This is a genomic window from Kitasatospora sp. NPDC005856 (assembly GCF_040629945.1).
GTDB lineage: Bacteria > Actinomycetota > Actinomycetes > Streptomycetales > Streptomycetaceae > Kitasatospora.
Genome location: NZ_JBEXWT010000019.1, coordinates 96,812 through 122,222 on the forward strand (window position 1 = coordinate 96,812; position 25,411 = coordinate 122,222).

A 25,411-nucleotide genomic window follows, 5' to 3' on the forward strand; every position below is an offset into this window, starting at 1 on the left:
ACTCCCGTGCTCGACCTGGCAGATGACAGGTGCCCCGACCATCGTAAGCGGCCCGGCTCCGGCGGGCGGTCGGTCTCAGGGGACGGATCCTTCTTTCCCGGCGGTGGGGATGCGGGCAGACCTGCGCGCACGGGAAAGCAGTACGAACGCATCGACGGGCGGCTGCGCGGCTTCATCGAGCGACAGCCGGTCTACTTCGTCGCCACCGCTCCGCCGGCGGCCGACGGGCACGTCAACCTGTCGCCCGAGGGCCGCGCCGGGACGCTCGCGGTGATCGACGAACTCACCCTCGCCTGCCTGGACTTCGGCGGCTCGCAGGCCGAGCGCGTCGCCCATCTGCGGGAGAACGGCCGGATCACCCTGATGTGGTGCGCCTTCGAGGGACCGCCGACCGTGGTGCGGGTGCACGGGCGCGGCGAGCCGGTCTTCCGGGCCGACCCGCGGTTCGCCGGACTGCTCCGCCACTTCGACCCGGCCGCAGACGGTTCCGGCCCGCGGGCGATCGTGCTGGCCGTGGCCGAGCGGGTCAGCGACTCCTGCGGGTACGCGGTGCCGTTCATGGACCACCGGGCCGACCGGGACCTGCACGCGCAGTACTTCGACCGCAAGGACGAGGAGGAGTTCGGCGCCTGCTGCGAGCGCAAGCCGCTGGTCGGCACCGGCATCGACGGCCTGCCGGTCCTCCCGCTGCCGCTCCCGCCCCGGCCGGCCGGGGTCGAGGTGTCGGGCTCCTGAGGTCTCCGGATCCGGACGCGACGAGGCCGCCGCACCCCGAAGTGGGGTGCGGCGGCCTCATGGCATGCGGTCCTACTTGGACAGACCGGCCTTGACGGAGCAGACGGGCCAGGCGCCCGGGCCCTGGGCGGCGAGGACCTTCTCGCCGATGGCGATCTGCTGCGCCTTGGTGGCCTGGTGGGCCTGCGGGGCGTAGGCGGTGCCACCGAAGGCGGCCCAGGTGCTGGAGGTGAACTGCAGGCCGCCGTAGAAGCCGTTGCCGGAGTTGATGGCCCAGTTGCCGGTCGCCTCGCAGGCGGCGACCTTGTCCCAGACCGAAGCCGGCGCGGCGGAGGCGCTGGTGGCCGTGACGAGGCCGGCCACCGGCAGGGCGGTGAGCGCCCCGGCCATCAGAGCCATCCGGACGCGGTTGCGGCGCTTCGGGGTGGCAGTGGTGGTGGCAGCGGCGGTCTCGTTACGGAAGGTCATGGAGTTCCTTTCGGAGGTTTCTGCGAGCACGCGGAACCAGGCCTTCGGAAGGCCGTCGGTTTCGGGGACACGTCACTCGCGTGGCCTGCACCGTCCTGTCCGGGGGCGGAGGGCCCGGCCGGAGCGGATCGCTCGGTGCAACGGGTTCGAAGTTACGGGGGTGGTCGTGGCGGTTTCAAGGATTCGAAGGTTTAGCCACGTCAGAGGGCTGTTACCAAGGGTAAAGATCAAGGAATTGGGGCGATTTCGCCTGATTTACCCCTATTTCCAAGATCAGAAAGCCTCTGGAAGTGGCCCGCACCACTCCGGAACCGCCCCGGAACCGCTGTGAGGCCGCCCACACGGTCGACAGCGTGTGACGGTCGGCCAGCCGCCGGTGCCGGATCCGAAGCCCCGGCCGCCGCCCCGGGTGGCCCGGGCCACAGCCCTCACCCGGAGTGCCCCCGATCGTCACTCCCGGTGGCGGGCATAGCCTCACCCCATGAGCAACGAGAGCGATGCGGCGGACACGGCGGACGCGGGAGAGGCGGCCGACGGCACGGGTGGGGCGACGGACGCCGGTACGGAAGGGGCCGCCGCGGCCGGGGTGCCGACCGGCCCCCCGGAGCACGAGGCGGCGGCCGCACCCGCGGGCTTCGAGCTGGGCACCGACGGCCCCACCGTGATCCTGGCCGGCCTGGACGGCTCCGACTCCTCCTGGCGGGCGACCGCCTACGCCGCCGGACTGGCCCGCCGGCAGGGCGCCGTCCTCGCGGTGGCGTACATCCAGCCGATCCTCGGCGCCGCGACCGCCCTGGCCGGGGCCGCGGTGGAGGAGACCACCCAGGAGATCGCCGAGGAACTGCTGGCCGCGCTGCGCGAGGCCGAGCACCGGGTGCGCGAGGTGTGGAAGGTGGAGTGGCGCTTCCTGACCATGCGCGGCGACCCGTACACCGGCCTCGCCAAGCTCGCGGACGAGCTGCGCGCCGACGCCGTGGTGGTCGGGGTCTCCGAGCAGGCGGGGCACAAGGTGATCGGTTCGGTGGCCGTCCGGCTGGTGAAGGCCGGCCGCTGGCCGGTCACCGTCGTGCCGTAGTCGTCGCAGCGTAGCCGGGCCCGTAGTAGGTGCCCGTGTCCGTAGCCGGCTACGGCTACGGCGCCGGTGCCGCCAGCCGGGCAGGCGCCCGAGGGGTGCCGGGAGGCGGCCGGTAGTGTGCGTGACCATGACGGACACGCGGGGCACGCACCCCTCCGAGCCCGCCCACCCGACCGGCAACGACCTGCACCTCGACCTCCCCGCCACCGGGGGCCGGCGCGCCGCGCTGATGGCGGCGCTGCGCGAGGCGATCCGCAGCGGCAGACTCGCTCCCGGCACCCGGCTGCCGCCCTACCGCGCCCTCGCCGCAGACCTCGGCCTGGCCCGCAACACCGCCGCCGAGGCCTATGCCGAACTCGTCGCCGAGGGCTGGCTCACCGCCCGTCAGGGCTCCGGCACCGCCGTCGCCGAACGGGCCGAACCCGTCCCGCGCACCCGGGTCCGCCGGCCCGTCCGCCGCCCCGGTCCCGCCCACGACCTGCGGCAGGGCCAGCCCGACGCCGCCTCCTTCCCGCGCACCGCCTGGCTCGCCGCCGCTCGCCGGGCCCTCACCAACGCCCCCAACGAGGCCTTCGGGCCCGGCGATCCCCAGGGCCGGCGCGAACTGCGCACCGTCCTCGCCGACTACCTCGCCCGCGCCCGGGGGGTGCGCACCGACCCGGACCGGATCGTGGTCTGCTCCGGCTTCGCCCACGCCCTGCGGCTGCTCTTCGACGGCGCCGCCCCCGTCCTGCCGCCCGCCGAGCACGGCGCGCTGGCCGTCGAGGCGTACGGGCTGGGTTTCCACCGCGGGCTGCTGGCCGCCGCGGGCGTCGCCACCGTTCCGCTGCCGATCGACGAACAGGGCGCCAGGACGGGCGAGTTGGCGCGACACCCGGAGGTCCGGACGGCCCTGCTCACCCCCGCCCACCAGTTCCCGACCGGCGGCCCGTTGCACCCGGCCCGCCGCGCGGCCGTGGTCGACTGGGCGCGCGGGCGCGGCGGGCTGATCCTGGAGGACGACTACGACGGGGAGTTCCGGTACGACCGCCAGCCGGTCGGCGCCCTCCAGGGGCTCGACCCCGAACGGGTGGTCTACCTCGGCAGCGCCAGCAAGAGCCTGACCCCCGCGCTGCGGCTCGGCTGGATGGTGCTTCCCGACCACCTGGTGGACCGGGCACTCGCCGCCAAGGGGGAACGCGAGGGCTGGGCCAGCGCCCTGGACCAGCTCACCCTCGCCGAGTTCATCGACTCCGGCGGCTACGACCGGCACGTGCGCCGGATGCGCCGCCGCTACCGGGAGCGACGTGACGGGCTGGTGGCCGCGCTCGCCGCCCGCGCTCCGCACATCGAGGTCTCCGGCATCGCGGCCGGCCTGCACGCGGTGCTGCGGCTGGAGCCGGGCACCGAGCGTTCGGTGCTCAAGGCCGCCGCCTACCGGGGCCTGGCCGTCGAGGGGCTCGCGGACTACCGGCACCCGGCGGTCGGCGAGGAGGCGATGCCCGCCGTCGACGGTCTGGTGGTCGGCTACGCCACGCCGCCGGACCACGCCTACCCGGCGGCGCTCGGCGTGCTCTGCGACATCCTGCCGCCGTGCGGATGAAGGGGGCGGGGGGAGAGCCGGCGAAGCATAGGCCCCCGGGCGGGCGCGTGGGGGCGGAACGCGGGCGGCCGGTGCGCGGTGTCCGCTCGCCGCTCCTGCGTCGGTACGGACCGGGGCCGAGGAAGGCAACCCCGGCGGAGGCGACGCCTACGCTTCTCCGTCATGCGCAGAACACATCCGAGTCGCGTCGCGCTCGCCGCGTGTCCGGCCCTCGTGGCCGGTCTGCTCCTCTCCGTCGCCCCCGCCGCCCGGGCCGACAGCCAGCTGCCGCTCACGGTCGTCTCCGACAAGCAGACGACCGTGCGGGGCGGCGAGTTCACACTCTCCCTGACGCTCACCAACCCGTACGACACTCCGATCCAGTTCGTCTACCAGAGCATCCAGGAGACCTACGGCACGAGTCTGGAGACCGGGCTCAAGTTCACCGCGACCGCGTGCGGCACCCAGACCAACGGGTGCAGTGACAACGTCCACGGCGGCATCGCCCGCTACAACGTTCCGCTCGCCCCGGGGGCCAGCAGCGCCTTCACGGTGACGTACGCGATCGCCCCCGATTCGGCGTGCGGCCCGACCACCCGGATCGACTTCTACTCCTACCTGTACTACGAGTACAACAGCGGTGAGGCCAACAACTCGGGCATCGTCGGAGTCCCGGGTACCCAGGTCGCCTGCGCCTGACCGGCCTGACCGGCCTGACCCGCTGACCCGCCGACGCCCGAGCGTTCCCGGTGCGGACCCGCACCGCGCATCCCCCGTACACCCGTCAGGCCGCCGGCTTCCCCCGTGTCGGCGCCTGACGGGCCCTTCGCGTTCCCGGAGCGGTTCGCGCTCCCTGTGGCCGGCACCCGGACTCCGCCCGCGCCGACGCCGCGACGGTGTGCCGGGTTGACGCCCCGCGACGGCCTCCGGGCCGCTCGGCAGGCCCGGGCCCGGGCTGGAAAGCCCTTGGTGGCAAGGGGGCCGCAGGGGCGAACGGATGTTCCCGGAGTTTATGGGGCGGTGGGGGCGGACCGGGCGAGATTCACCCTATCGGGGGGTAGTCGGCTTCCGTGCGGGCCCGGTCGGGGTTCGGTGATCTAGGGTTCCGGATGGGCCGCCCGGAGACGGTGGCCGAACTTCGCGTATTGCGCCAACGCCCCCACCAGTAAGCGGATCTGATGATCCGTCATGGCATGCGCCAGGATTGTGCCGTTATGCCCCTGGACGCGTGACCCGATCACAGGAATGGAGAGCCCTGCCGATGACCGTGGACACGAGCCCGGAGGCAGTGCAGGCCAAGCAGCAGAGCCTTGCGACGGCCGCTGCCCGGAACCTTGCCACCACGACCAAGTCCGCACCGCAGATGCAGGAGATCACCTCCCGCTGGCTGCTCAAGGTGCTTCCCTGGGTCCAGGCGGCCGGTGGCGCCTACCGCGTCAACCGTCGGCTCACCTACGCCGTCGGCAACGGGGTGGTGGAGTTCATCAAGACCGGCTCCCAGGTCCGGGTGATCCCGGCGGAGCTGGGCGAGCTGGCGCTGCTGCGCGGCTACGAGGACGAGGACGTCCTCGCTGCCCTGGCCGACCGCTGCCAGCAGCGGGACTTCGGCCCCGGTGAGGTGCTCGCCACCCAGGGGGAGGCCGCCGACAAGATCTTCCTGATCGCGCACGGCAAGGTCAACAAGATCGGCACCGGCAAGTACGGCGACGAGACCGTCGTCGGCGTGGCCGGCGACGGCGACCGCTTCGGCGAGGACGCGCTGCTGAACCCGGACGCCACCTGGGAGTTCACCGCGAAGACCGCCACCGCCGGTGTCGCCCTGACGCTGAGCCGGGCGGAGTTCGCCGCCATCCGGGACAACGCGCCCAGCCTCCAGGAGCACCTCCGGGCCTTCCTGGCCCTGCCGCTCCAGGCGCAGAACGAGCGCGGCGAGGCCGAGATCGCCATGTCGGCCGGCCACCACGGCGAGTTCGAGCTGCCCGGCGCCTTCGTGGACTACGAGCTCAAGCCCCGTGAGTACGAGCTGAGCGTCGCGCAGACCGTCCTGAAGGTCCACACCCGCGTCGCGGACCTGTACAACCAGCCGATGAACCAGACCGAGCATCAGCTGAGGCTGACGATCGAGGCCCTGCGCGAGCGGCAGGAGCACGAGATCGTCAACAACCCGGAGTTCGGGCTGCTCAACAACGCCGACTTCGACCAGCGCATCCAGACCCACTCCGGCCCGCCCACCCCGGACGACCTGGACGAGCTGCTCAACCGTCGCCGTGACCCCGACTACCTGCTCGCCCACCCGCGGACCATCGCCGCGATCGGCCGGGAGTTCAACGCCCGTGGGCTGTACCCCACCCACGTCGACCTCGGCGGGCAGCAGGTGCCGGCCTGGCGCGGCGTGCCGATCCTGCCGTGCAACAAGATCCCGATCACCAAGGAGAACACGAGCTCGATCCTGGTGATCCGTACCGGTGAGGACAACCAGGGCGTCATCGGCCTGCACCAGACCGGCATTCCGGACGAGTACCAGCCGTCGCTCTCGGTCCGCTTCATGGGCATCGACGAGAAGGCGATCATCTCGTACCTGGTCAGTGCCTACTACTCGGCCGCCATCCTGGTGCCGGACGCGGTCGGCGTGCTGGAGAACGTGGAGATCGCGCACCGCCGCAGCTGAGCGCGGAGAACAACGAGCGCGGGCCGTAACCGGCCGACTCGAAGATCGTTTGAACTGATGGCGGACGGCCCGCCCGCGAAGGCGGGCCGTCCGCCTGACCACGTCTGATCACTTCTGGTCGTGCTCGATGGACCTTCTGCCAGAAATGCGACTGTATTCGATCTTTCTTCCTATTCCAGCCGTTCTGCCCATTCCTTCGAGGCCGGTCGGCCCGAGCCCGTTCCGTCCTCCCCGGACGACCCGAGAGGTGTGTGGAGCCCATGCCCCAGCGTCGGCAGATCCGCCGGATACCGCCCGGCGGCGGGGGCGCGGCGCCCGGGCGACGGGCACGGCTGATCGGCGCGGCGGCCAGCGTGGTCGCGATCTGCGCACTGGTCGGCGGAGCGACCGCCTCCGGCGCCGGAAGCCCCGGCGGGTACCCGCACGGCCCGGTGGTGGACACCTGCGTCTGCAACGAGACCGACGTGTCGATGTCGGTACGGCCGGGCGGCCAGGTGACCGTCGGCGTGGACGTGGACGTCCAGGTCGGGGTCACCGTCGCGCCGAGCGCCGGTCCGGGGTACCACGGGCCCTGGCCGCCGCGCCGGCACCACCCCTGCCACACCCACAAGCCCACCGCGAAGCCGACTGGGAAGCCGACCGTCAAGCCGACCTCGCCGCCCTTCTCCCTGCCGCCCGTGACCTCGCTTCCCGTCCCCTCCCTGCCCTTCCCGTCGATGTCCTTCTCCTCGCCCTCGCGTCCGGCGGGGCTGCGGAGCGAGTCCGGTCGGCCGGTCGAGGGGCAGGTCGGGTTGGGGCAGGTCGTGCCCGGGCAGGTCGGGCCGGGCCACGACGGTGACGACCACGACGACGACGGAGACGAGGACGACTGGTACGGGGACGACTGGTACGGGGACGACTGGTACGGGGACGACTGGTACGGGGACGACTGGTACGGGGACCACGGCTGGCACCACCACCACCACCCGCACCCCTGCCCCAGCCCGACGCCCACTCCAACGCCCACTCCCACCCCGACGCCGACGCGCACGCCGACGCGGACGCCGTCTCCGAGCCCCACCCCGACTCCGACGCCTACGCCGAGTCCCACACCCACCGCGACGCCCACGCCGAGCCCGAGTCCCACACCCACCGCGACGCCCACGCCGAGCCCGACTCCGACCCCCACGCCGACTGCGACCCCCAGCTCCACACCGTCGCCGAGCCCTACGCCGTCGCCGTCGCCGAGTCCCACCCCGACCTCGAGTCCCAGTCCGAGCCCAAGTCCGAGCCCGAGCCCGAGCCCGAGTCCCACCTCGACTCCGACTTCGACTCCGAGCCCAACCCCCACCCCGTCACCGACCCCGTCGGCCCCCACCCCGACGCCCGCTTCACCCGCGCCCCCGGCGTCGCCCGCCCCCGCACCGCCGCCCGCACCGCCGCCCGCTCCGGCGCCGGCTCCGCCCGCCCCGGCCCCAGCGGTTCCCGTGCCGGCGGCCCCGAGCCCGGCTGCGCCCAGTCCTCCGGCCTCCAGCCCCGTGGCCTCGCCGAGCGCGGCGCGTCCGAGCCCGCTCTGGCCGACCCCGTCGGCGCGACCGGTGTTCCGCGTCCAGGCGACGAAGCCCATGCCGCTGGCCCGGCACCACCAGGGCGTCTCGATGACCACCACGATGTTGCTGATCATGGTCCCCGCCGTGATCGCGGCGGCGGCCCTGCGGCCGGGCCATGGTGGCCGAGGACGCGGTGGCCGCGCGAACAAGTCCTGACCGGCTCCTGACGGGCCCGCCGACCGGTTCCCTCCCGGTTCCTTCCCGGCGGCGGGCCCTGCCCCGGAGCCCGGGGCCGCCCGCCCGACCTTTTCCGTTCCGTCACAAGCCAAGCCAGAGAGAGGAGTTCCCATGTCCGAGTGGGTGGCGTTGATCATCGCCATGGCGTCGGCCTGTGCCGTCGTCGTGGCGGTGGTGGTGCTGAGGCAGCGCCGACCGATCGAGGAGAGCACCGACGAGACCCCGGACGTCATCGAGTACATCACGATGATGATCGGGGTGGTCTACGCGATCGTCCTCGGTCTCGCCATCGCGGGTGTCTGGGAGGCGCGCGGCGCCGCACAGGACGACCTGTTCCGCGAGGCGCAGTCGCTGCGCGAGGTGAGCGACCGCGCGGTGATCTACCCGGTGGAGTTCCGGGACCAGGTCCGGGCCGACGTGGACGCCTACGTCGCGTACGTGGTGAACACCGAGTGGGACTACATGAAGGAGAACGGGGCGATCACCGAGCAGGGCGACCAGCTGCTCCAGAAGCTCCAGAACGACGTCGCCACCCGGGCGCCCGCCTCCGACCTGGAGTCGCAGTCCTACCAGCCGATCATGGACCGGATCAGCCAGGCCTCGGAGGCCCGCAACTCGCGTGGACAGAACGCCGGGCCGACGATGCCCGGGGTGGTCTGGCTCGGCCTGATCGGCGGTGCGGTGGTGACCGTCGGCATGCTGTTCGCGCTGCAGATCCGGCGCACGCCGCGGGAGTTGACCCTGGCGCTCTGCTTCAGCGTGCTGATCGCCTTCCTGCTGTTCATGATCTGGGACTTCGACAATCCGTTCTCCCGGAGCGTGTCGGTGACCACCCAGCCGTTCGAGGACCTCTTCCCCTCGCTGAATCTCGGGGGCTGAGCGGGCGGGCTCCGCTCGGGAGTTCCGCCCGGGCGCTCCACTTGGCGTCGGCTCGGGATCCGGGCAGGTGATCTTCGGATAATCTTGCCCGGATCGTCGGGGTCGGCCCCGGCGGAGAGAACGAGGGGATCGTCAGCAGTGTCCGACCCGACGCCGGATCTCGGTGCCCACTTCCCGCCGGCCCGGCCGGAGCGTGCCTGGTTGTGGCTGCCGACCTCGGAGCGGCTCCGGCGGAAGAAGCAGCGCCGGATCTGGGAGGAGTACCGGAAGCGCTACCGGACGGAGGAGCACGTCAAGGCCGAGCGACGCAAGCACCTCCGGAGGGAGGGTGCGGACTGCTGCCTCGACGGCTGCTGCGAGTTCGCCGATCCCTGCCTGATCGTCCTGATCCCGGTGATGATGGTCTCCGGCGTCCGGTTCGCCCTCACCGGCGCGCGGGGACAGCGGCCGGCCGACCCGTCGGCCCCCGCCCCGCGTGGCTTCGCGGCCGGGGCGCTCTACGGCGCGGTGCGCTACTACCGCACCGAGGTCAGCCCTCGCCGTCCGGCCTGCTGCCCGTACACGCCGTCCTGCTCGACCTACGCCGTGCAGGCGCTGCACCGGCACGGCGCGCTGCGCGGGGCCCGGCTGACGGCCGGACGGCTGCTGCGCTGCCGCCCGGGCGCGGGCGGGACGGACCCGGTGCCGCCGCGCTGAGCCGCGGACACCCCACCCGCGGACGGCCCATCCACGGTCGACAGGGCCACGGTCGACGGAACCGCGAACGACGGAACCACGAACGACGGAACCACGAACGACGGAGCCACGAACGGCCCGCACGGAGTTCCGCGCGGGCCGTCACTCATGGACGACGGGGCGTCAGCGAAGGCTGCTGTCCATCGCGTTGAGCATCGTGCCGGAGGCGTCGTCGTTCTCCAGGGAGAAGGCGAACAGCCCGCCCAGGCCCTTGCTCTTGGCGTAGGCCCCGCGCGCCTGGACGGCCTGCGGGGTGTCGCCGGTCCAGAAGTTGGTGCCGTCGTAGACCCAGCTGCTCTCGGTGACCGGGTCCCAGTGGGTCTGCGCCGCGGTCGGGTTGAGCTCCTTCCAGGCGGCCAGGCCGGCCTCCTGGCTCAGCGGCTTCTTCGCCGTCGGGCCGGTCGCGCTCTGGTACAGGCCGAAGTTGGAGCCGGCCGGGACGCCGGTCCAGCCGCGCCAGTAGAACGGGATGCCCAGCACGATCTTGTTCGCCGGGAAGCCGCCGGGGATGCCGTACTCGGGCAGGCCGGTGGTGTACGCGGCGAGCGTGGTGTCCACGTTGTACTTGCGGGTGCCCGGGGTGATCGGCGTGGTCGGGTCGGCCGGGCTGTCGTGCAGCGGGTCCTGGTGGTTGGTCGGGCCGGTGGCGTCCCACGCGCCGTGCATGTCGTAGGACATCACGTCGGCGTAGTCCAGGTAGGCGCCGATCTTGCCGGTCTCCAGCTGGGCGATCTTGTCCTGGCCGCTGGGCAGCGCGGCGCTCAGCAGGTACCGCTTGCCCTGGGCCGCGCCGAGGGTGTCCAGCTGGGTGCGGAACTCCTTGAGCAGCAGGGTGAAGTTCTGCTTGTCGGCCGCGGAGTAGTGGTTGCCGGTGTGGCCGCCGGCCGAGCCCGGGTACTCCCAGTCGAGGTCGATGCCGTCGAAGAGACCCGCGGCCGAGGCCGGACCGCCGGAGGCGTCACCGGCCACGCCGGTCGGCAGGTTCCCCTTGAGGAACATGTCGACGCACGAGGAGACGAAGGCCTTCCGGGAGGAGTCGGTGGCCGCCGCGTCGGAGAAGTACTTGGAGTAGGTCCAGCCGCCGATCGAGATGGTGAAGCGCAGGTTCGGGTACTTGGCCTTCAGCTGCCGGAGCTGGTTGAAGTTGCCCTTGAGCGGCTGCTCCCAGGTGTCGCCGGTGCCGTCCACGCTGGTGCCGGCGTTGTAGTCGGCCTGGTAGTCGGCGTAGGCGTCGCCCGCGCCGTCACCGGCGTTCGGGTTGGACTCGTTGGCCGAGTCGGAGGCCTTCACCGCCTGGAAGCAGGTGAACCTGGTGGGGTCGATGTTGGCGAACGCGTAGTGGATGACGTCCAGCTTGGCCGCCGCGCCACTGGTGTCGACGTTCTTCGCGTTGTACGCGTTCTCGTAGACGCCCCACTGGTCGAAGTAGGCCGAGCGGACCGGCTGTTGGGCGGGAGCGGCCGCGGTCGTGGTGCTCACCGGCGCGGACTGGGCGGAGGCGTGGCTGCCGGAGTAGCCCTGGACGCTGAAGGTGTGGCTCCGGCCCGGCAGCAGCGAGCTGACCGTGACGGAGGTGCCCATCGAGGTGGCGACGAGCTGGCCGTTGGACCACACCTTGTAGGCGACCGCGCCGTCTCCGCTGGTGAGGGTGGAGGGCTGCCAGGTGAGCACCACCGCGTTGGACGTCGTCCGGGTGACCGCGAAGCCGGTCGGGGTGGTGACCTTGCCGTCCCCGGCCGGGCCGCTCGCGGTGGCCGTCGGGGTCGGCGTGGTGGTCGTGGGGGTGCCCGTCGGGCTGTTGGTCGCCGTCGGGCTGTTGGTGGCGGTGGGGCTGCCGGTGGCGGTGGGGCTCGCGGTCGCCGTCGGGCTGGCCGTGGCGGTCGGACTGGCGGTGGCCGTGGGGCTGGCGGTCGTGGTGGGGCCGGCCGGACCGGTCAGCGTGAGGTCGTCCGCGTAGTACGCGCCGGTGCCGTACCAGCCGTGGGTGAAGACGGTGACGGAGCTCGTGGTGGCACCGGTGGTGAAGGTGGTGCTCAGTTGGTTCCAGCCGGTCCCGCCCGGGGTCCAGGCCGAGGAGTTGACGCCGGTACCGGTGGCGCCCAGGTAGACGTAGCTGCCCTGGACCCAGCCGGCCAGGGTGTACGTGGTGTTCGGCTGGACGGCGACGGTCTGCTGGCACTGCGCGGTGTCGGAGGCCGAGGCGGCGCCGCTGAGGGCGCGGCTCCCGCCGTGCACCGGGGTGGTGACGACCGACCCGTTGGAGCAGGTCCAGCCGGCCAGGGTGCCGGTCTCGAAGTCGCTGTTGGTCAGCAGGTTGACCGGGGCGGCCGAGGCGGAGCCGAAGGTCAGGGCGATGGCGGCGCCGCTGGTGGTCAGGGTGGCGGCCAGGGCCAGTGCGGTGGCCCTTCTGCGGTGGGCGGCCCGGCGCCCGGCGCGTTCCCCGGCGGGGTGGGCGGGCCGTGCGGGCATGACGCGGTCGTGCATGCGGTGGGTCCTCCGGATGTGTGGGGGTTCCGGCGGTGCGGTGGCCCGGACGGGCCGAGGGAGCCGGCCCGGGCGCGGTGGGGGCGCGCGGGCTGGTGACACGTGCTGACGAGCGGTGCGCGGACACGACGGGCGGCCGACCCGTGCACGTCACGACTGAACAGATTGGACTGGACCAATATTCGCCGTCAAGGGTGTCCGCCCGCTGGACTGCTTCAGGGTCGCTCGACCGCCTCCGCCCGCTCGACCGCCTCCGCCCGCTGGACCGCCTCCGCCCGCTCGACCACCTCCGCCCGCTGGACCGCCTCCGCCCGGGGGCGGCGGCCGGACCGGTGGCGGCCCGGTAGGTTGGCCGGTACGAGCAGGCCCGTCGAACGGAGGACGCGCGATGGACAGCCAGGACTGGGACGACCGCTACGCCGCGAGCGAGCTGGTGTGGGGCGTGACGCCCAACCGGTGGGTGGTCCGCGAACTGACCGGCCACACCCCCGGCCACGCCCTCGACCTGGCCGCCGGAGAGGGCCGCAACGCCATCTGGCTGGCCGCCCAGGGCTGGGAGGTCACCGGACTGGACTTCTCCGCCGTCGCCCTGGAGCGCGCCGAGCGGCTCACCGCCGAACTGCCCGACGAGGTCGCCGACCGGCTCACCTGGCGCCACGGCGACGCCCGCTCCCTCGAAGCCCCGGCCGCCGGCTACGACCTCGTCCTGGTCGCCTACTTGCAGATCCCGGCCCCGGACCGCCGGGCCGCGCTGCGCCGCGCCGCCGACGCGCTCGCCCCCGGCGGCACCCTGCTGGTCATCGGGCACGACCTGAGCAACCTCACCGAGGGCGTGGGCGGCCCGCAGGACCCGGCCGTGCTCTTCACCCCCGAGGACGTCCTGGCCGACCTCGCCGACCGTGGGCTGCGCTCCGTCCGCGCCGAGCGGGTGCACCGTACGGTCGGTGGCGAGCCCGGGCACAAGGGCGGTGAGCCCGGCGCGGGCGGACGGGTCGCGGTGGACGCGCTGGTGCGGCTGGAGCGCGGCGCCGGGTGACGCGCGGCCCGCGGGCCGGCCGGCAGCACCTGCCGGTCGGCGAGGCCTGATCCGCCTGGCGGCGGACGACAGCTGGCGTGACGTCAACTAGCTTGTGCGGCATGAGGACTCGTATGCTCCCGGCGGCCTTGGCGGCCGCCGCGCTGCTGCTGGCCGGATGCAGTGGTTCGGGCCCGGGCTCCGGCTCCGCCGACGAGGAGCGGTCGGGGCCCGGGCCGACCGGCGCGGCGCCCACCGGGCCGCCATCGACTGGTGCGGCACCGACCGGTGGGCCACCGGCCGGCGCGCCCTCCGCCGACGCTCCCTCGGCCGGTGCCGAGCGCCGCGCCGACGGCGCCCAACTGCTCTACCGCGCCGGGGGCGGCCACAGCGCGCAGAACCCGGCCTTCGCCCCGGACGGCCGCTCCCTCCTGCTGACCGAGTTCAGCGGAGGCTACAACAGGGGCGCCGCCGCCCTCGGCATCCTGCCGCTGGACGGCGGCGCCCCGCGCAAGGTGCTGGAGGACCCCGACCGGGCGGCCGTCAACCTCCCGGGCACCAGCTGGAATGCCGCCGCCGATGCCTTCGCGTTCGCCACCGACCGGGAGTCCGGGCACGACGAGATCTGGCTGATGCGGCCGGGCGGCGCCCCCGAGCGGGTGACCAGGCACGCCGACGGCGGAGGCTACAGTGAGCCGAGCTTCTCCCCGGACGGCGAGTGGATCGTCTTCCAGCAGAGCTGGGAGCCGGAGCACGCCGCCGCGCAGGGCGACGCGGCGGAACAGGACTCGCTCTGGAAGGTCCGCCGCAGCGGCGGCACTCCCGTCCTGCTGGTGGACGGCCGGGGCACCGGCACCGACAACCGGCAGCCGAACTGGTCCCCGACGGGTGACCGGATCGTCTTCCAGCGCCGGGGCGCGGGCCGTGAGGACTGGTCGCTGTGGACGGTGGACGCCGACGGGGGCAGGCTGCGGCAGGTCATCGGGGCGCCGGGCGAGCACGCCGACCCGAGCTGGTCCCCGGACGGCCGCTACCTGGTCTTCTCCTCCACCCTGGGCGACCTGCCGCAGGCCCAGGTCTTCGTGCTGGAGGCGGCCGGCGGCACTCCCGTCCGGGTGACCCGCGACGACGGCGCCTACGACGGCGCGCCGAGCTGGTCCCCGGACGGGCAGTGGATCGCCTTCGAGTCCGCCCCGGGCGGGGAGTCCGCTCCCGCCGCCCTCTGGCGCATTCCGGCGCCCCGCCGGGCCGAGGCTAGCCGACGCTGATCGTCACCACCGAGTACTGCGCGACGGTCAGTGGCACGCTGAGCGTCCCGCCGGTGACGGTGTACGGGACGGCCTTGGGCGCCGGGTCGGTGCCGTCCGGGCTGGCGACGGTGACGGCGGAGACGCTCGCCCCGGCGGGCAGGGCCCAGGAGAGCGTGCAGTTGGCGGGCGTGCTGCGGAAAGCGGCCGGGGTGTCGCCGAAGTTGGTGAAGTTCACCAGGTGGACGACGGTGTCGGCGCCGAGCCGCCGGGCGTCCAGGAAGATCCGGCGGTCCCCGGCCAGGGTGACCTCCGGCGGGGCGGACTGCCGGACGGCGGTCAGCAGTTGGTCGGCCGAGGCCTGGTCGGTCTTGGTGAGGTAGCTCAGCCCGGGCAGCGCCTTGACGTACCAACAGCTGCCGCTGCCGTAGGAGTTCGTCTTCGTGGCGGGCAACGGGTCGGCCCTGCGCAGGCCGAGGACGTCGGCGAGTGCGAACTCGGTGCGCTGGCCGCCCAGTTCGTCGAGCGCGGTGGGTGCCGGGCCGGTGATCACGATCGTCCCGCCGGCCGCGACGAAGCCGCGCAGCAGCGCCGCCTCGGCGTCCGAGACCGCCTGGAGGTTGGGCAGCAGCAGGACCTTGAACCGGGCCAGGTCGTCGGCGGTCAGGCCGGGGCTGGGCACGGTGTCGAACGGGACGTGGGCGTAGACCAGCGCCTTGACGGTGCCCCGGAAATCGCCGAGCCAGGAGAGCGAGGCGCAGCTCATCGAGGGATCGTCGCCGCCCCACCAGTCGGTGATCCCGGCCGGGGCCGTGGCGTTGACGTACATCCCGTTGCCCTCGCCGGGGCCCACGTAGTCCCGGGACGGCGCGGAGTGGTAGACGCCGACCCGCGCGATCGACACCGGGTCGTAGAGCTTCGTCTGGTTGGTGCGCACGAAGCGGTACATCCGGGTGCGCATCGCGGCGTCCACGGTGTCGTTCTTGAACGGGGTCTTCACCTCGTACGGGTTGCAGCCGGCCGCGATCAGTTGGGACATCACCAGCGAGGCGTCGTCGGCCTGCCAGCCGTAGGAGAACGCCCAGGCCGGCTTGGTGCCGCTGGCGGCGCGGGCGTACTTGTACATGGAGATCAGGCAGACCCAGTCGGAGGCGGTGGCGTGCCGCATGCCGTCGTAGTTGCCGAGGATGTCCACCTCCCAGACCTGGCTGACGGCGCCGGGGGCCTGGCGCAGGTAGCCGCCGTCCAGGCCGATCGAGGTGGCGTAGCGGTAGTCCATCGAGACGGTCTCGACGAAGGTGACCAGGTCGGGGTTGACCGAGCGGCCCGCGTCGGCGATGTCCAGCTGGAACCGGAGCAGGTTGCGGTGGCGCCACTCGACGTAGCGGCGGAAGACCGGGTCGGCGAAGTTCGCGGCCTTGGGCAGGGCGAGGCCGGTGTCGGCCTTGAACGCGGCCGCGCCCCAGGTGGAGGCGTCGCACCAGGAGAGCACGCCGTCGAAGTAGATCGGGACGTCCGGCCAGATGCCGTCCACGCCGGTCGCGGCCACGCCCTTGATCCGGTTGAGGTAGTAGTCCCGCCAGGGCGAGTTGGGGCTGAGCCAGACGCTCTCGTCGCCCGGGTCGACCCACACCACCACGCTGCCGTAGAACACGTTGGGCTTGCCGGCGAGGTCGCGCTGGACCCAGTTCTTGCCCTGGTCGTTCTTGTAGAAGGAGCGGCCCTTCTCGCCGCCGGGGGAGATCAGTTCCAGCGACGGGTAGTACATGACGACCTTGAGGCCGGCCGCGTGGGCCAGGCCGGTGAACGTCTTCACCTCGGCCATGTGGGCGGCGAACTGGGCGTCGGTGAGCCAGTCGGAGAGCAGGGTGTCCAGCTCGATGACGCTGACCTCCTGGGCCTTGAGGGCGTCCACGGCGCTCTGCATGTCGGCGGGCTCGTTGAAGGTGCCGTCGCCGATGCGGGCGTAGCGGGCCCAGTCCGGCCAGGTCTGCGCGGCGGTGGCGCGCAGTCCGGCGGCCCGGGTGGACGAGGGCCAGAGGCCGTCGTACTGCGCGGTGCCGTAGTCGGTGTCCGGTGCCGTGGCGGCCCAGGCCGCGCCGCCGGGCAGCAGCCGGACGGTGGCCAGCGCGCCGCCGGCGCCGAGGCCGGCCCGGAGCAGCCGGCGGCGGCCGAGCCGGGATCCCTCCGGCTGCGGCGGTGTCGCGTGCTGTTCGGTTCCTTCGTGCTGCTCGGGCATGGTGGTCCCCCCAGCGAGAGCGGGCCGGCGAGCGTCGGCACGGCCCGGAACGGTCGTGAGCACTGTGCACCGCACTGCGAGTCGTGAACACTGCGGTCGGTGCACGGTCGGTGCACGGTCGGGGCGCCGTCGCCGTCGAGGCGCCGCCTCGGGGCCGACCCTAGACCGTGTGCCACCCGGGTCGGCCGGTCCCGGTCCACGGCTACGCCAGACGTCTGACCGCCGGTTCCCTCAGTGTGCGGACCGTTGTCGGGGTGAGTCCCGGGGCGATACGGGGTACAGGTGCTCGCAGGACACCGTCGATGATCATAAATTCTCTACAGTGCTGTAGATTCGCGGCACGGGCGGTGGCAGAACGAGGAGGACGCGATGAGCGTTTCGCTGGCCAAGGGGCAGAAGATCAGCCTGGAGAAGCCGGGGGGTGGGCAACTGAGCCTCGTCCGGATGGGCCTCGGCTGGAAGGCGGCGGAGCGCAAGGGCTTCCTCGCCAAGCTGCTCGCCGCCGGCCGGGAGATCGACCTGGACGCCTCGGCGGTGCTGTTCGCCCAGGGGCGGCCGGTGGACGTGGTGTTCTTCCAGCACCTCAACAGCAACGACGGTTCGGTCCGGCACAGCGGGGACAACCTGGTCGGCGGCGCGGGCGACGCGACCGACGACGAGTCGATCACGGTCGACCTGGCTGCCGTCGCCGCCGAGGTCGACCAGATCCTCTTCACCGTCAACTCCTTCACCGGGCAGACCTTCCAGGAGGTCGAGGCGGCCTTCTGCCGGCTCGTGGACGAGACCACCGGCGTCGAGCTGGCGCGCTACACGCTCACCGGCGGCGGCCCGTACACCGCGCAGGTCATGGCCAAGGTGCAGCGCACGGCGACCGGCTGGCAGATGGCCGCGATCGGTCAGCCGGCCAGTGGACGGACCTTCCAGGACCTGATGCCGGAGCTGGTCAAGCACCTCTGACGATCCGTGGCGGGTTCCGGCGTTCCGGCGTTCCGGCGCTCCCGCGCCTCGGGGTCCCGGCGTCAGTCGATGTCGCGGCGCCGGAACCCGGCCAGGGCCAGGACGATCAGGGCGGCCGCGACCAGGGTGAGCACGGCCGGCGGCGTCCAGTCCATCGCGGCCGCCGGGAGCCGGGGCACCTGGCCGTACGGGGAGAGTCGCTCCAGCCCCGCGGGGAGGTCCAGCAGCGGGCCCAGGTAGCCGATTACGAACGCGTACCCGGGCACCAGCCAGGCCAGCGGCGTGGCCCGGGGCAGCCAGCCGTACACCGCGGCGGCGAAACCCACCGTCACCCACTGGGCGGGCGCGAAGGCCAGCGCCGCGCCGGTCAGCCGCAGGAACGCGCCTCCGTCACCGCTGGAGATCGCCCCGGCCAGGCCGAAGCCCACGCCCGCCGCGAGCAGGACGGCGGTGGAGCCCAGCAGGGCCGCCGCCAGGTGCCCGCCGAGCCAGGCGGACCGTGACACGCCGGTGGCCAGCACCGGCACCGCCCGTCCGGCGCTCTCCTCGACGCGCGGGCGCAGTGTGGCCAGCACCGCGTGGACGCCACCGACCACGGCGACCACCAGCATGGTCAGCGCGGCGTAGGAGTCGGCGAGGGTGTGTCCGCCGAGCCGGTCCAGCGCCTCCCGGATCCGGTCGACGTTGCCCAGCATCGAGTCGGCGTCGCCGAGCAGCGAGCCGTACATCGCACCGACCAGCAGCAGGGCGACCGCGAAGCCGCCGAGCAGGCCGCGGTGCAGGCGCAGCGCGAGGCCGAACGGGGTGCCCAGCGCCGGGCTGCCGCCGGCCGGGCCGGGGCGGGCGGCGCGCAGGCCGGCGCCGTGGTCCCGTCGGCTGCTGAGCGCGAACCCGGCGGTGGCGGTCGCCGCGGTCAGGGCGAGCGCGGGCAGCAGCGGCCACCAGCGGTCGTCGACGAAGGGGTAGCTGCGCTGCAGCCAGCCGATCGGGGAGGCCCAGGAGAGCGCGCCCGAGCCGGCGTCCCCGGCGGCGCGCAGCGCGTAGGCGCCGCCGAGCACGGCGAGGGCGAGTCCGGAGGCGGTCCGGGCGTGTGCGCTGAGCTGGACGGTGACGGCGGCCACCGCGGCGAAAAGCAGTCCGGCCAGGGCGGTCGCGGCACCGAACAGCGCCGATCCGGCCGCGGTGAGGCCGGGGATGCCGAGGGCGGGCAGGCCGGCCGCGAGCAGCACGCCGAGCGCGAGGTCGGCGACGGCGGCGGTGGCCAGGGCGGCGGCGAGCGGGGCGTGCCGGCCGACGGCGGCGGAGCGGAGCAGTTCGGCGCGGCCGCTCTCCTCCTCGGCCCGGGTGTGCCGGGTGACGGTCAGGATGCTCAGCAGCCCGGCCAGGACGGCCAGCAGGCCGAGCAGCCGGTGGCCGAGCATGGCGCCCCAGGTGTAGTCGGCCAGGTAGCGGGCCGGCCCGCTCATCGCGAGGATCGCCGGGCCGGCCGAGCCCTGGGCGATGGCGGCGCGGTCGGCGGCGGTCGGGTAGACGGTGTGGACGCTGTCGGCGCTGGCCAGGGTGGTCAGCCAGAGGCCGAGCACCCAGGCGGACAGCCGCAGCCGGTCGCGGCGCAGGGCGAAGCGGAGCAGTGCGGCGGTGCCGGCCAGGTTGGTGCGGGCCGCCGGGCGGCGGGGTGCGGCGGCGCGGCCGGTGGCCGGTGCGGCGGAGGTGGCGGTCATCGCAGGGCCTCGCCGTCGAGGCGGTGCCCGTTGGCGGCCAGCTCGTCACCGTAGTGGCGCAGCATGAGCTCCTCCAGCGTGGGCGGGTGGCTGAGCAGGGCGCGCAGTCCGGCCGCGCTCAGGAGCCTTACGGCGGCGTCGAGTTGGGCGCCGTCCACGGAGAAGCGGACCAGGTCGCCCTCGGTGTGCAGGCCGTGCACGCCGGTCATCGCGTCCAGTCCGGCGACCGGGCGCAGGGTCCGGGCCTCGACGGTGGTGCGGGTGAGGTGGCGCAGCTCGGTGAGGGTGCCGCTCTGCACGACCCTGCCGTGCCGGATGATGCTGACCCGGTCGCCCAGCTTCTCCACCTCGTCCAGGATGTGGCTGGAGAGCAGGACGGTGCGGCCCTCCTGCTTGGCCTGGCGCACGACGTCCTGGAAGACCACCTCCATCAGGGGGTCGAGGCCGGAGGTCGGCTCGTCGAGCAGCAGCAGCTCGGCGTCGGAGGCGAGTGCGGCGACGATGGCGACCTTCTGCCGGTTGCCCTTGGAGTAGCTGCGGCCCTTCTTGGTCGGGTCGAGGTCGAAGCGCTCGATCAGCTCGTCGCGGCGGCGGCGGTCGAGCCGGCCGCGCAGCCGGGAGAGCAGGTCGATGGCCTCGCCGCCGGTGAGGTTGGGCCAGAGCTCGACGTCGCCGGGCACGTAGGCGAGGCGGCGGTGCAGCTCGACGGCGTCGTGCCACGGGTCCTTGCCGAGCATCCGGGCGCTGCCGCCGTCGGCGCGCAGCAGGCCGAGCAGGACGCGGATGGTCGTGGACTTCCCGGATCCGTTGGGCCCGAGGAAGCCGTGGACCTCGCCGGTCTCGACGGTCAGGTCGAGGCCGTCCAGGGCGGTGGTCCGGCCGAAGGTCTTGCGCAGGCCGGACAGGGTGATGGCCTTGGTCATGCTTGTGAAGCTACCGTAGTTTCAGAAAAGCGTGAATATTGGGAAGCGTCAAAGTTCGACCACGGGCGAGTGATCATCGGAAAGGGGCACCGGGTGGTGCGGGGAACGAAGGGGCCGGAGAAGCCCGAGGAGGAGCGCGACGACACGGCGGTGTCGGACTTCGTCGAGCGCTTCGCCGCGGAGCTGGTGGTCGCGGGCATGGGCCGGATGCCGTCCCGGATCTTCTCCTGCCTGATGGCCGAGGAGAGCGGGGTGCTCACCTCCGCCGAACTCTCCGAACGGCTGCGGATCAGCCCGGCGGCCGTCTCCGGGGCGATGCGCTACCTCATCCAGGTCGGCCTGGTCGCCAAGGAGCGCGAGCCCGGTTCCCGGCGGGACCGCTACCGGGTGCTCGACGACGTCTGGTTCGAGTCGCTGACCCGGCGTGACGAGATCATGATGCGCTGGATCCGGGTGCTGCGGGACGGCGAGTCCACCGTCGGTGCCGGCACGGTGGCGGGGGAGCGGCTGGCGGAGAGCGCCGCCTTCTTCGAGTTCATGATCGACGAGCTGCACGGGATGCTCGGCCGCTGGCGCGAGCACCGGGCGGGCCAGGCGCGGTAGCGGCCCGGCCCGGGCGGTGCGTCGATGGCGCCTCGAGGGCCGGACGACGCCGGGAGGGCGTCACGGGCGGGGGCGCCTCAGGTCGGGAGCTCGTCACAAGCCGGGTCCCGTACGAGTGGTGGGGCGCGGTTCCCGGGAAGGGAACCGCGCCCCTGAGGTCACTTCGTCGGGGCCGCCGACGGTGAGAACGCGGGGCCGGGGGTGGTGCTGGGCGCCGCGCCCGGGGTCTGCGTCGAGGTCGGGGCGGGGGTGGGGCAGCCCGGGAGGGGCGTCGCCGTCGGGGTGCCGGTCGGCGTGGCGGTCGGGGACGGCGAGCCCGTCGGGGTCGGCGTGCCCGTGGCGGTGGCCGTCGGGTCCGGGCAGGTGGTGGGCGTACCGGTCGGGGTGCCCGTGGGCGTGCCGGTCGGGGTCGCCGTCGGGGAGGTGCCGCCGCTCGGCGTGGTCGTCGGCGTCGCGGAGGGCGAGGTCGAACCGCCGGGCGTGGGCGTGGTGGTGGGGCTCGGAGTCGTCGTCGGCTGAGCGCTCGGGAACTGGTCCGGAGTCGGCGTGACGGGAGCGGTGGGCTGAGGCTCTGCGGTGGGCGGCGTCGTGGTCGGGCCACCGCCGCCCGGGAGGGTCGGGGCGCCCGGCTGGGACGGCGTGGGCGGCGCGACGGGCGGAACCGGGGACCCGGGGCGGTTCGGGACGGTGGTCACCGTACCGCTGCCGTAGTGCGCCATCCAGTTGCGCACCGTCCGCAGGTACTCGCCCGAGTTGTTGTAGCTGAGCACCGCCCGGTCGAGCTGCGCCGGGTCGGCGAGGTCGCGGCCGCCCGCGCAGAGGTAACGGCCGGCGGTCTCGGTGGCGTCGAAGACGTTGTTCGGGTCGGCCTTGCCGTCGCCGTCGGCGTCCGCGCCCCAGGAGGCCCAGGTGGAGGGGATGAACTGCATCGGCCCGACGGCGCGGTCCCAGCGGGAGTCGCCGTCGTAGCGGCCGCCGTCGGTGTCGGCTATCGCGGCGAAGCCGTTGCCGTCCAGCGCGGGGCCGAGGATCGGCGTCAGGGTCGTGCCCGCGGCGTCCACCCGGCCGCCGTTGGCCTGGCCGGACTCGACCTGGCCGATCGCGGCGAGCAGCTGCCAGGGCAGGTGGCAGCCCGGCGAGCGCTGCGCCAGCGAGGCCTCGGCCCGGTGGTAGGCGGCGAGGACGGTGGCGGGCAGCGCGGGCCCGGTGGCCGCGAACGGGCCGGCCGAGGGCAGGCCGGGCAGCGTGCCGGGAGGTTGCGGGAGCTGGACGGTGCCGCCACCGTCGGCCGGGACGCCGGTGCCGAAGGTGCCGGGGAGGTCCGTCGAGGAGCCGCCGCCGGGAAGCGGGCGGCCGACGCCCGGGCCGTCCGCGCCGTTCGCCGCGACGGCGTCGGCGACCGCGACCGGGGCGAGCCCGATGCCCGTCACCTGGGAGCCCGTCAGCGCGGCCAGCGCGACGAAGGCCGCCGCCGTGCCCGTGAGCCGCTTGCCGATCCGGAGCTTCCGCCCGCCCTTGGCCTTGCCGATCCGCACCGTCATCCGCTACCCCTCCCCGTCGCCGCCCGGACCCTCCCGGAACGGTTGAGCCGTCGTCATCGTGCCCGCCCAGCTGTGGACCGGGCCCGCCGCCGGGACGATTAGTATCACGACGATCTGACAGGGACAGGGTGACCGGGAGGCGGACCGGAGTCCTCCGAGGGGTTAACTCGGCACCTCAGCGGGGGTGCGGCCGGGTGCCGCGCCGCTTCGCGGCCTCCCCCGTCTGCCGCCTCCCCAGTCGCCGTCCGGCACCAACTCAGTTCTCGGTGAGCGAAGTTGACCGAGAGGTCAACTGTGGGGGAGGGCGCTCCCCGGCGCCGAACCGGCGGTTCGGAGCACGGGGGTGGTGCGTGCGCGGTGTTTCGGGCTCCCCGGCGCCGCCCGTCGTCCACCGTCCTGACCTGCCGGAACGTCGGCGGCCGGGGTCGGCGCCCACTATCAGTCCGGGCGCCGGGGCGCCAGGGCGCGGCCCCGACTACGCCCTGGACGGGTGACGTTCTGGTGAAAATGGGCATGCCAGGAATCACCGCCCTGCATGCTGTGCCGCGTGATGATGCGGATGGAGGTCCAGACCGTGAGCGCCAACCTGCCGGAGACCCTCGCCGAGGGGGCGGTCGTCCTGCCGGCTCCCCCTCGGGTGGTGGACGACCTGGCCCGTGACCTGACCCAGGCCGCCGCGGCTGTCCGGGCGGTGTCGCGCACCCGCCGCTCCGGCGGGGACGTCGCGGTCGCCGCGTACACCGCGGTGGTGTGCACCGGGCGGTCGGCCGCCACCGCCCTGGAGGAGGCCGCCGCCTGGTGCCGGCAGGCCCCCGAGGCCGAGGTCCACTCGCTGGCCTGGGCGCGGGTGCCGGGCCACCGGGAGGACGTCCACGAGTACCGCGTCACCCTGGCCGTCAGCTTCGCCGACGGAGAGACCGGCGAGCACCTCGGTGACACGCACCACGCCCGCCGCTGACGCCGTATCATCGCCCCCGTGATCGAGAGGGGTATGAACGACATGGTGAACAGCCCGACCACCGACGCGGACGGGACGGCCGCGGGGGAGCACGCCGACGGCCCACGGGAGCTCCCGCGGGCCGCGGCCGTCGCGGTCACCGTGCTCGTCGCGGTCTGCGGCGCCGCGGTGCTGCTGGCGGTGTTCCACTGGCTGGGCTGGTCCGTGCCGTGGATCGGCTGGATCGTCGCCAAGGCCGGGATCAAGCTCGCCGTCGGGGGCTTCGCCGGGCTGGCCGTCGGTTTCTCCTGGCTCCGGGCCAGGCTCCGGGCGCGGACCGGGAACTGACCGCAAGGGCGGTCAGCCCGCCTGCGGAGACGGGCAGGTGAGGTCGCGAGCGGGCGCCCTGTCCTCGAGCAGGTAGCGCTCGACCACCCCGCTGACACAGGTGTCGGACGTGGGGTACTGGCCGTGGTCGCCGTTCCCGGTGACGGTGACCAGCCTGGAGCCGCGCAGCGCGCGATGGGCGCCGAGCGCCGCCTCGTAGTACGTCGCCGGATCGTGCACCGAGTTGAGCATCAGCGTGGTCGGCAGGTGGGCGCCGGTCACCTTGACCTCGGGCGCCGGGGCGACCGGCCACGTGGCGCAGACCGCGCTGAAGGCGAGCGTCCGGGCGCCGGCCAGCGGCCAGCGGGCGGTGTTCTCGGCGCCGCGCTCGGTCCAGACGTCCAGATCCCTGGTCCACGGGGTGTCGTTGCAGGTCACCGCGAAGTACTCGGCGAGGAACTGCGGGTCGAGGTAACCGGCGAAGGCCTTCGCGGCCGCCGCCCTGGTCGCCGGGTCGACGCCCTGCCAGTTGTCGACGACGGCCAGGATCCGGGCCAGATCCGGGAAACCGGACGCCCGGTAGATCGCCGACATGGCGAGGCTGTCCAGCGAGTTCGGGCCGATCGTCACCGAGCCCTCGACGATCGGGGAGTCGTGCAGCGCGGCGCGCCGCTGCTCCCAGTGCGCCCGCACCTGCTCCGGCGTCGAGCCCCAGTGGTAGGTGGCGTCCCGGGCCGCGAGCCAGGGCACGAAGTCCTCGTCGAAGCGGCGCTGGAAGCTCATCGGCTGGCCCAGCTCGAACGTCTCCCAGGTGCCGTCGAAGCCGATGTTGCTGTCCAGCACCATCCGTTCGACCCGGCGCGGGAAGAGCGTCGCGTAGTAGGCGCCGATCATCGAGGCGTAGGAAGGGCCGTAGTAGCTGAGCCTGCGCTCGCCGAGCAGGCCGCGGAAGAGGTCGATGTCGTGGGCGGTCTGCTCGGTGGTCAGGTAGGGGAGCAGATCGCCGCTTCGCTCCTGGCAGCTGGCGGCCAGCTTCCTGGAGTTGGCGATGACGCGGTCGATCGCGGCAGGTGACTGGTCGCGGTAGTCGCCGGCCAGGAACTCCTGGAACTCCTCCTGGGTCTGGCAGACCGCCTTGGTGCTCTCGCCGACCCCGCGCTGGTCGAAGCCGACGATGTCGTACGCGGCGGCGACCGCCGGGGCTCCGGCGGCGAGCTTGGCCGGGCGCAGCAGGCCGGTGCCGCCGGGGCCGCCGGCCGCCATCAGCAGGGTGCCCTTGCGCGAGGCCGGGTCGATGGCGCGGTGCCGGGAGACGGCGATGGTCAGATCCGCCCCGACGCCGGCGTGGTGCCAGTCGCGCGGGGCGGTCATGGTGGCGCAGTCCAGGGCGGGCTGCCTGGCGCAGGGCTGCCAGTTCAGGGTCTGGTGGGTGTAGCGGGCGGGCACCGGGTCGGCGCTTGTAGACCCGAAGCTGTGCTCCCATGGGTCGTTACGTCCTTTCCCTCGCTACCGGACTCAGGCCTGCTCGGA

The 25,411-nt window shown here is 73.6% G+C and carries 20 protein-coding genes and 1 pseudogene; 14 read left to right on the forward strand and 7 right to left on the reverse strand.

Features of this window, described 5'->3' with window-relative positions:
• Positions 1-150 precede the first annotated feature (150 nt).
• Entirely contained in the window at positions 151-735 is a 585-nt protein-coding gene (locus ABZ449_RS14575; protein WP_360345414.1) for a pyridoxamine 5'-phosphate oxidase family protein, read from the forward strand.
• Positions 736-810: 75 nt separating this feature from the next.
• Here ABZ449_RS14575 and ABZ449_RS14580 read toward each other — a convergent pair.
• Positions 811-1,203: pseudogene (locus ABZ449_RS14580) on the reverse strand (transglycosylase family protein); the annotation flags it as partial.
• Positions 1,204-1,789: 586 nt separating this feature from the next.
• Between ABZ449_RS14580 and ABZ449_RS14585 the strand changes: the two are divergent.
• From ABZ449_RS14585 to yidD, 7 genes are all read left to right on the forward strand, one after another.
• The gene (locus tag ABZ449_RS14585) at positions 1,790-2,278 is read left to right on the forward strand and encodes a universal stress protein (protein ID WP_360345416.1); all 489 of its coding nucleotides are present in this window, start codon (positions 1,790-1,792) and stop codon (positions 2,276-2,278) included.
• Between the two features lie 127 nt (positions 2,279-2,405).
• The gene (locus ABZ449_RS14590; RefSeq protein WP_360345371.1) at positions 2,406-3,860 is read left to right on the forward strand and encodes a PLP-dependent aminotransferase family protein; all 1,455 of its coding nucleotides are present in this window, start codon (positions 2,406-2,408) and stop codon (positions 3,858-3,860) included.
• Positions 3,861-4,022: 162 nt separating this feature from the next.
• The gene (locus ABZ449_RS14595; protein WP_360345373.1) at positions 4,023-4,538 is read left to right on the forward strand and encodes a hypothetical protein; all 516 of its coding nucleotides are present in this window, start codon (positions 4,023-4,025) and stop codon (positions 4,536-4,538) included.
• A gap of 562 nt (positions 4,539-5,100) precedes the next feature.
• A complete protein-coding gene (locus ABZ449_RS14600; RefSeq protein ID WP_360345375.1) occupies positions 5,101-6,507 on the forward strand; it encodes a family 2B encapsulin nanocompartment shell protein in 1,407 nt (468 codons plus the stop codon).
• A 1,517-nt stretch (positions 6,508-8,024) separates the two neighbouring features.
• Entirely contained in the window at positions 8,025-8,252 is a 228-nt protein-coding gene (locus tag ABZ449_RS14605) for a hypothetical protein (protein ID WP_360345377.1), read from the forward strand.
• A 132-nt stretch (positions 8,253-8,384) separates the two neighbouring features.
• Positions 8,385-9,152: a hypothetical protein gene (locus tag ABZ449_RS14610; protein ID WP_360345379.1), complete on the forward strand. Its 768-nt coding sequence runs from the start codon at positions 8,385-8,387 to the stop codon at positions 9,150-9,152.
• A gap of 138 nt (positions 9,153-9,290) precedes the next feature.
• On the forward strand, positions 9,291-9,848 hold the full coding sequence (gene yidD, locus ABZ449_RS14615; RefSeq protein WP_360345381.1) for a membrane protein insertion efficiency factor YidD: 558 nt from the start codon (positions 9,291-9,293) through the stop codon (positions 9,846-9,848).
• Positions 9,849-10,010: 162 nt separating this feature from the next.
• Here the strand turns inward: yidD and ABZ449_RS14620 are convergent, their stop codons facing one another.
• Entirely contained in the window at positions 10,011-12,371 is a 2,361-nt protein-coding gene (locus ABZ449_RS14620) for a glycosyl hydrolase family 18 protein (RefSeq protein WP_360345383.1), read from the reverse strand.
• A 388-nt stretch (positions 12,372-12,759) separates the two neighbouring features.
• On the opposite strand from ABZ449_RS14620, the gene ABZ449_RS14625 reads away from it, so the two are divergent.
• Together ABZ449_RS14625 and ABZ449_RS14630 are read left to right on the forward strand one after the other, a co-directional pair.
• Entirely contained in the window at positions 12,760-13,407 is a 648-nt protein-coding gene (locus tag ABZ449_RS14625) for a methyltransferase domain-containing protein (protein WP_360345385.1), read from the forward strand.
• Between the two features lie 101 nt (positions 13,408-13,508).
• Positions 13,509-14,654, forward strand: a complete 1,146-nt coding sequence (locus ABZ449_RS14630) for a hypothetical protein (protein WP_360345387.1) — start codon at positions 13,509-13,511, stop codon at positions 14,652-14,654.
• Here the strand turns inward: ABZ449_RS14630 and ABZ449_RS14635 are convergent.
• Positions 14,641-16,872: a hypothetical protein gene (locus ABZ449_RS14635; protein ID WP_360345389.1), complete on the reverse strand. Its 2,232-nt coding sequence runs from the start codon at positions 16,870-16,872 to the stop codon at positions 14,641-14,643. The genes ABZ449_RS14630 and ABZ449_RS14635 overlap by 14 nt on opposite strands.
• A 369-nt stretch (positions 16,873-17,241) precedes the next feature.
• Between ABZ449_RS14635 and ABZ449_RS14640 the strand changes: the two genes are divergently transcribed.
• Positions 17,242-17,829, forward strand: a complete 588-nt coding sequence (locus ABZ449_RS14640; protein ID WP_360345390.1) for a TerD family protein — start codon at positions 17,242-17,244, stop codon at positions 17,827-17,829.
• A 62-nt stretch (positions 17,830-17,891) separates the two neighbouring features.
• Here ABZ449_RS14640 and ABZ449_RS14645 read toward each other — a convergent pair whose 3' ends face one another.
• Both ABZ449_RS14645 and ABZ449_RS14650 read right to left on the reverse strand, forming a co-directional pair.
• Positions 17,892-19,550, reverse strand: coding sequence for an ABC transporter permease (locus ABZ449_RS14645; protein WP_360345392.1), 1,659 nt, complete (start codon positions 19,548-19,550; stop codon positions 17,892-17,894).
• Complete coding sequence (locus ABZ449_RS14650; protein ID WP_360345394.1) at positions 19,547-20,473, reverse strand: ABC transporter ATP-binding protein; 927 nt, start codon at positions 20,471-20,473, stop codon at positions 19,547-19,549. The genes ABZ449_RS14645 and ABZ449_RS14650 overlap by 4 nt, the downstream gene beginning before the upstream one ends.
• 93 nt (positions 20,474-20,566) lie before the next feature.
• Here ABZ449_RS14650 and ABZ449_RS14655 point away from each other — a divergent pair, with 93 nt between their 5' ends.
• Positions 20,567-21,076 (forward strand): MarR family transcriptional regulator, encoded by a 510-nt coding sequence (locus ABZ449_RS14655; RefSeq protein WP_360345396.1) that lies wholly within the window; start codon positions 20,567-20,569, stop codon positions 21,074-21,076.
• Positions 21,077-21,234: 158 nt separating this feature from the next.
• Here ABZ449_RS14655 and ABZ449_RS14660 read toward each other — a convergent pair whose 3' ends face one another.
• Positions 21,235-22,617 (reverse strand): lytic transglycosylase domain-containing protein, encoded by a 1,383-nt coding sequence (locus ABZ449_RS14660; protein ID WP_360345398.1) that lies wholly within the window; start codon positions 22,615-22,617, stop codon positions 21,235-21,237.
• Positions 22,618-23,164: 547 nt separating this feature from the next.
• On the opposite strand from ABZ449_RS14660, the gene ABZ449_RS14665 reads away from it, so the two are divergent.
• Complete coding sequence (locus ABZ449_RS14665; RefSeq protein WP_360345400.1) at positions 23,165-23,575, forward strand: hypothetical protein; 411 nt, start codon at positions 23,165-23,167, stop codon at positions 23,573-23,575.
• 18 nt (positions 23,576-23,593) lie between these two features.
• A complete protein-coding gene (locus ABZ449_RS14670) occupies positions 23,594-23,902 on the forward strand; it encodes a hypothetical protein (protein WP_360345402.1) in 309 nt (102 codons plus the stop codon).
• 12 nt (positions 23,903-23,914) lie between these two features.
• Here ABZ449_RS14670 and ABZ449_RS14675 read toward each other — a convergent pair whose 3' ends face one another.
• Complete coding sequence (locus ABZ449_RS14675) at positions 23,915-25,327, reverse strand: alpha/beta hydrolase (protein WP_360345404.1); 1,413 nt, start codon at positions 25,325-25,327, stop codon at positions 23,915-23,917.
• Positions 25,328-25,411: the final 84 nt, after the last annotated feature.

Coding starts and splice junctions, on each gene's coding strand:
- ABZ449_RS14590 (WP_360345371.1), top strand. CDS start 2,406: ATGACGGACACGCGGGGCACGCACCCCTCCGAGCCCGCCCACCCGACC.
- ABZ449_RS14595 (WP_360345373.1), top strand. CDS start 4,023: ATGCGCAGAACACATCCGAGTCGCGTCGCGCTCGCCGCGTGTCCGGCC.
- ABZ449_RS14600 (WP_360345375.1), top strand. CDS start 5,101: ATGACCGTGGACACGAGCCCGGAGGCAGTGCAGGCCAAGCAGCAGAGC.
- ABZ449_RS14610 (WP_360345379.1), top strand. CDS start 8,385: ATGTCCGAGTGGGTGGCGTTGATCATCGCCATGGCGTCGGCCTGTGCC.
- ABZ449_RS14620 (WP_360345383.1), bottom strand. CDS start 12,371: ATGCACGACCGCGTCATGCCCGCACGGCCCGCCCACCCCGCCGGGGAA.
- ABZ449_RS14625 (WP_360345385.1), top strand. CDS start 12,760: ATGGACAGCCAGGACTGGGACGACCGCTACGCCGCGAGCGAGCTGGTG.
- ABZ449_RS14630 (WP_360345387.1), top strand. CDS start 13,509: ATGAGGACTCGTATGCTCCCGGCGGCCTTGGCGGCCGCCGCGCTGCTG.
- ABZ449_RS14635 (WP_360345389.1), bottom strand. CDS start 16,872: ATGCCCGAGCAGCACGAAGGAACCGAACAGCACGCGACACCGCCGCAG.
- ABZ449_RS14640 (WP_360345390.1), top strand. CDS start 17,242: ATGAGCGTTTCGCTGGCCAAGGGGCAGAAGATCAGCCTGGAGAAGCCG.
- ABZ449_RS14645 (WP_360345392.1), bottom strand. CDS start 19,550: ATGACCGCCACCTCCGCCGCACCGGCCACCGGCCGCGCCGCCGCACCC.
- ABZ449_RS14650 (WP_360345394.1), bottom strand. CDS start 20,473: ATGACCAAGGCCATCACCCTGTCCGGCCTGCGCAAGACCTTCGGCCGG.
- ABZ449_RS14660 (WP_360345398.1), bottom strand. CDS start 22,617: ATGACGGTGCGGATCGGCAAGGCCAAGGGCGGGCGGAAGCTCCGGATC.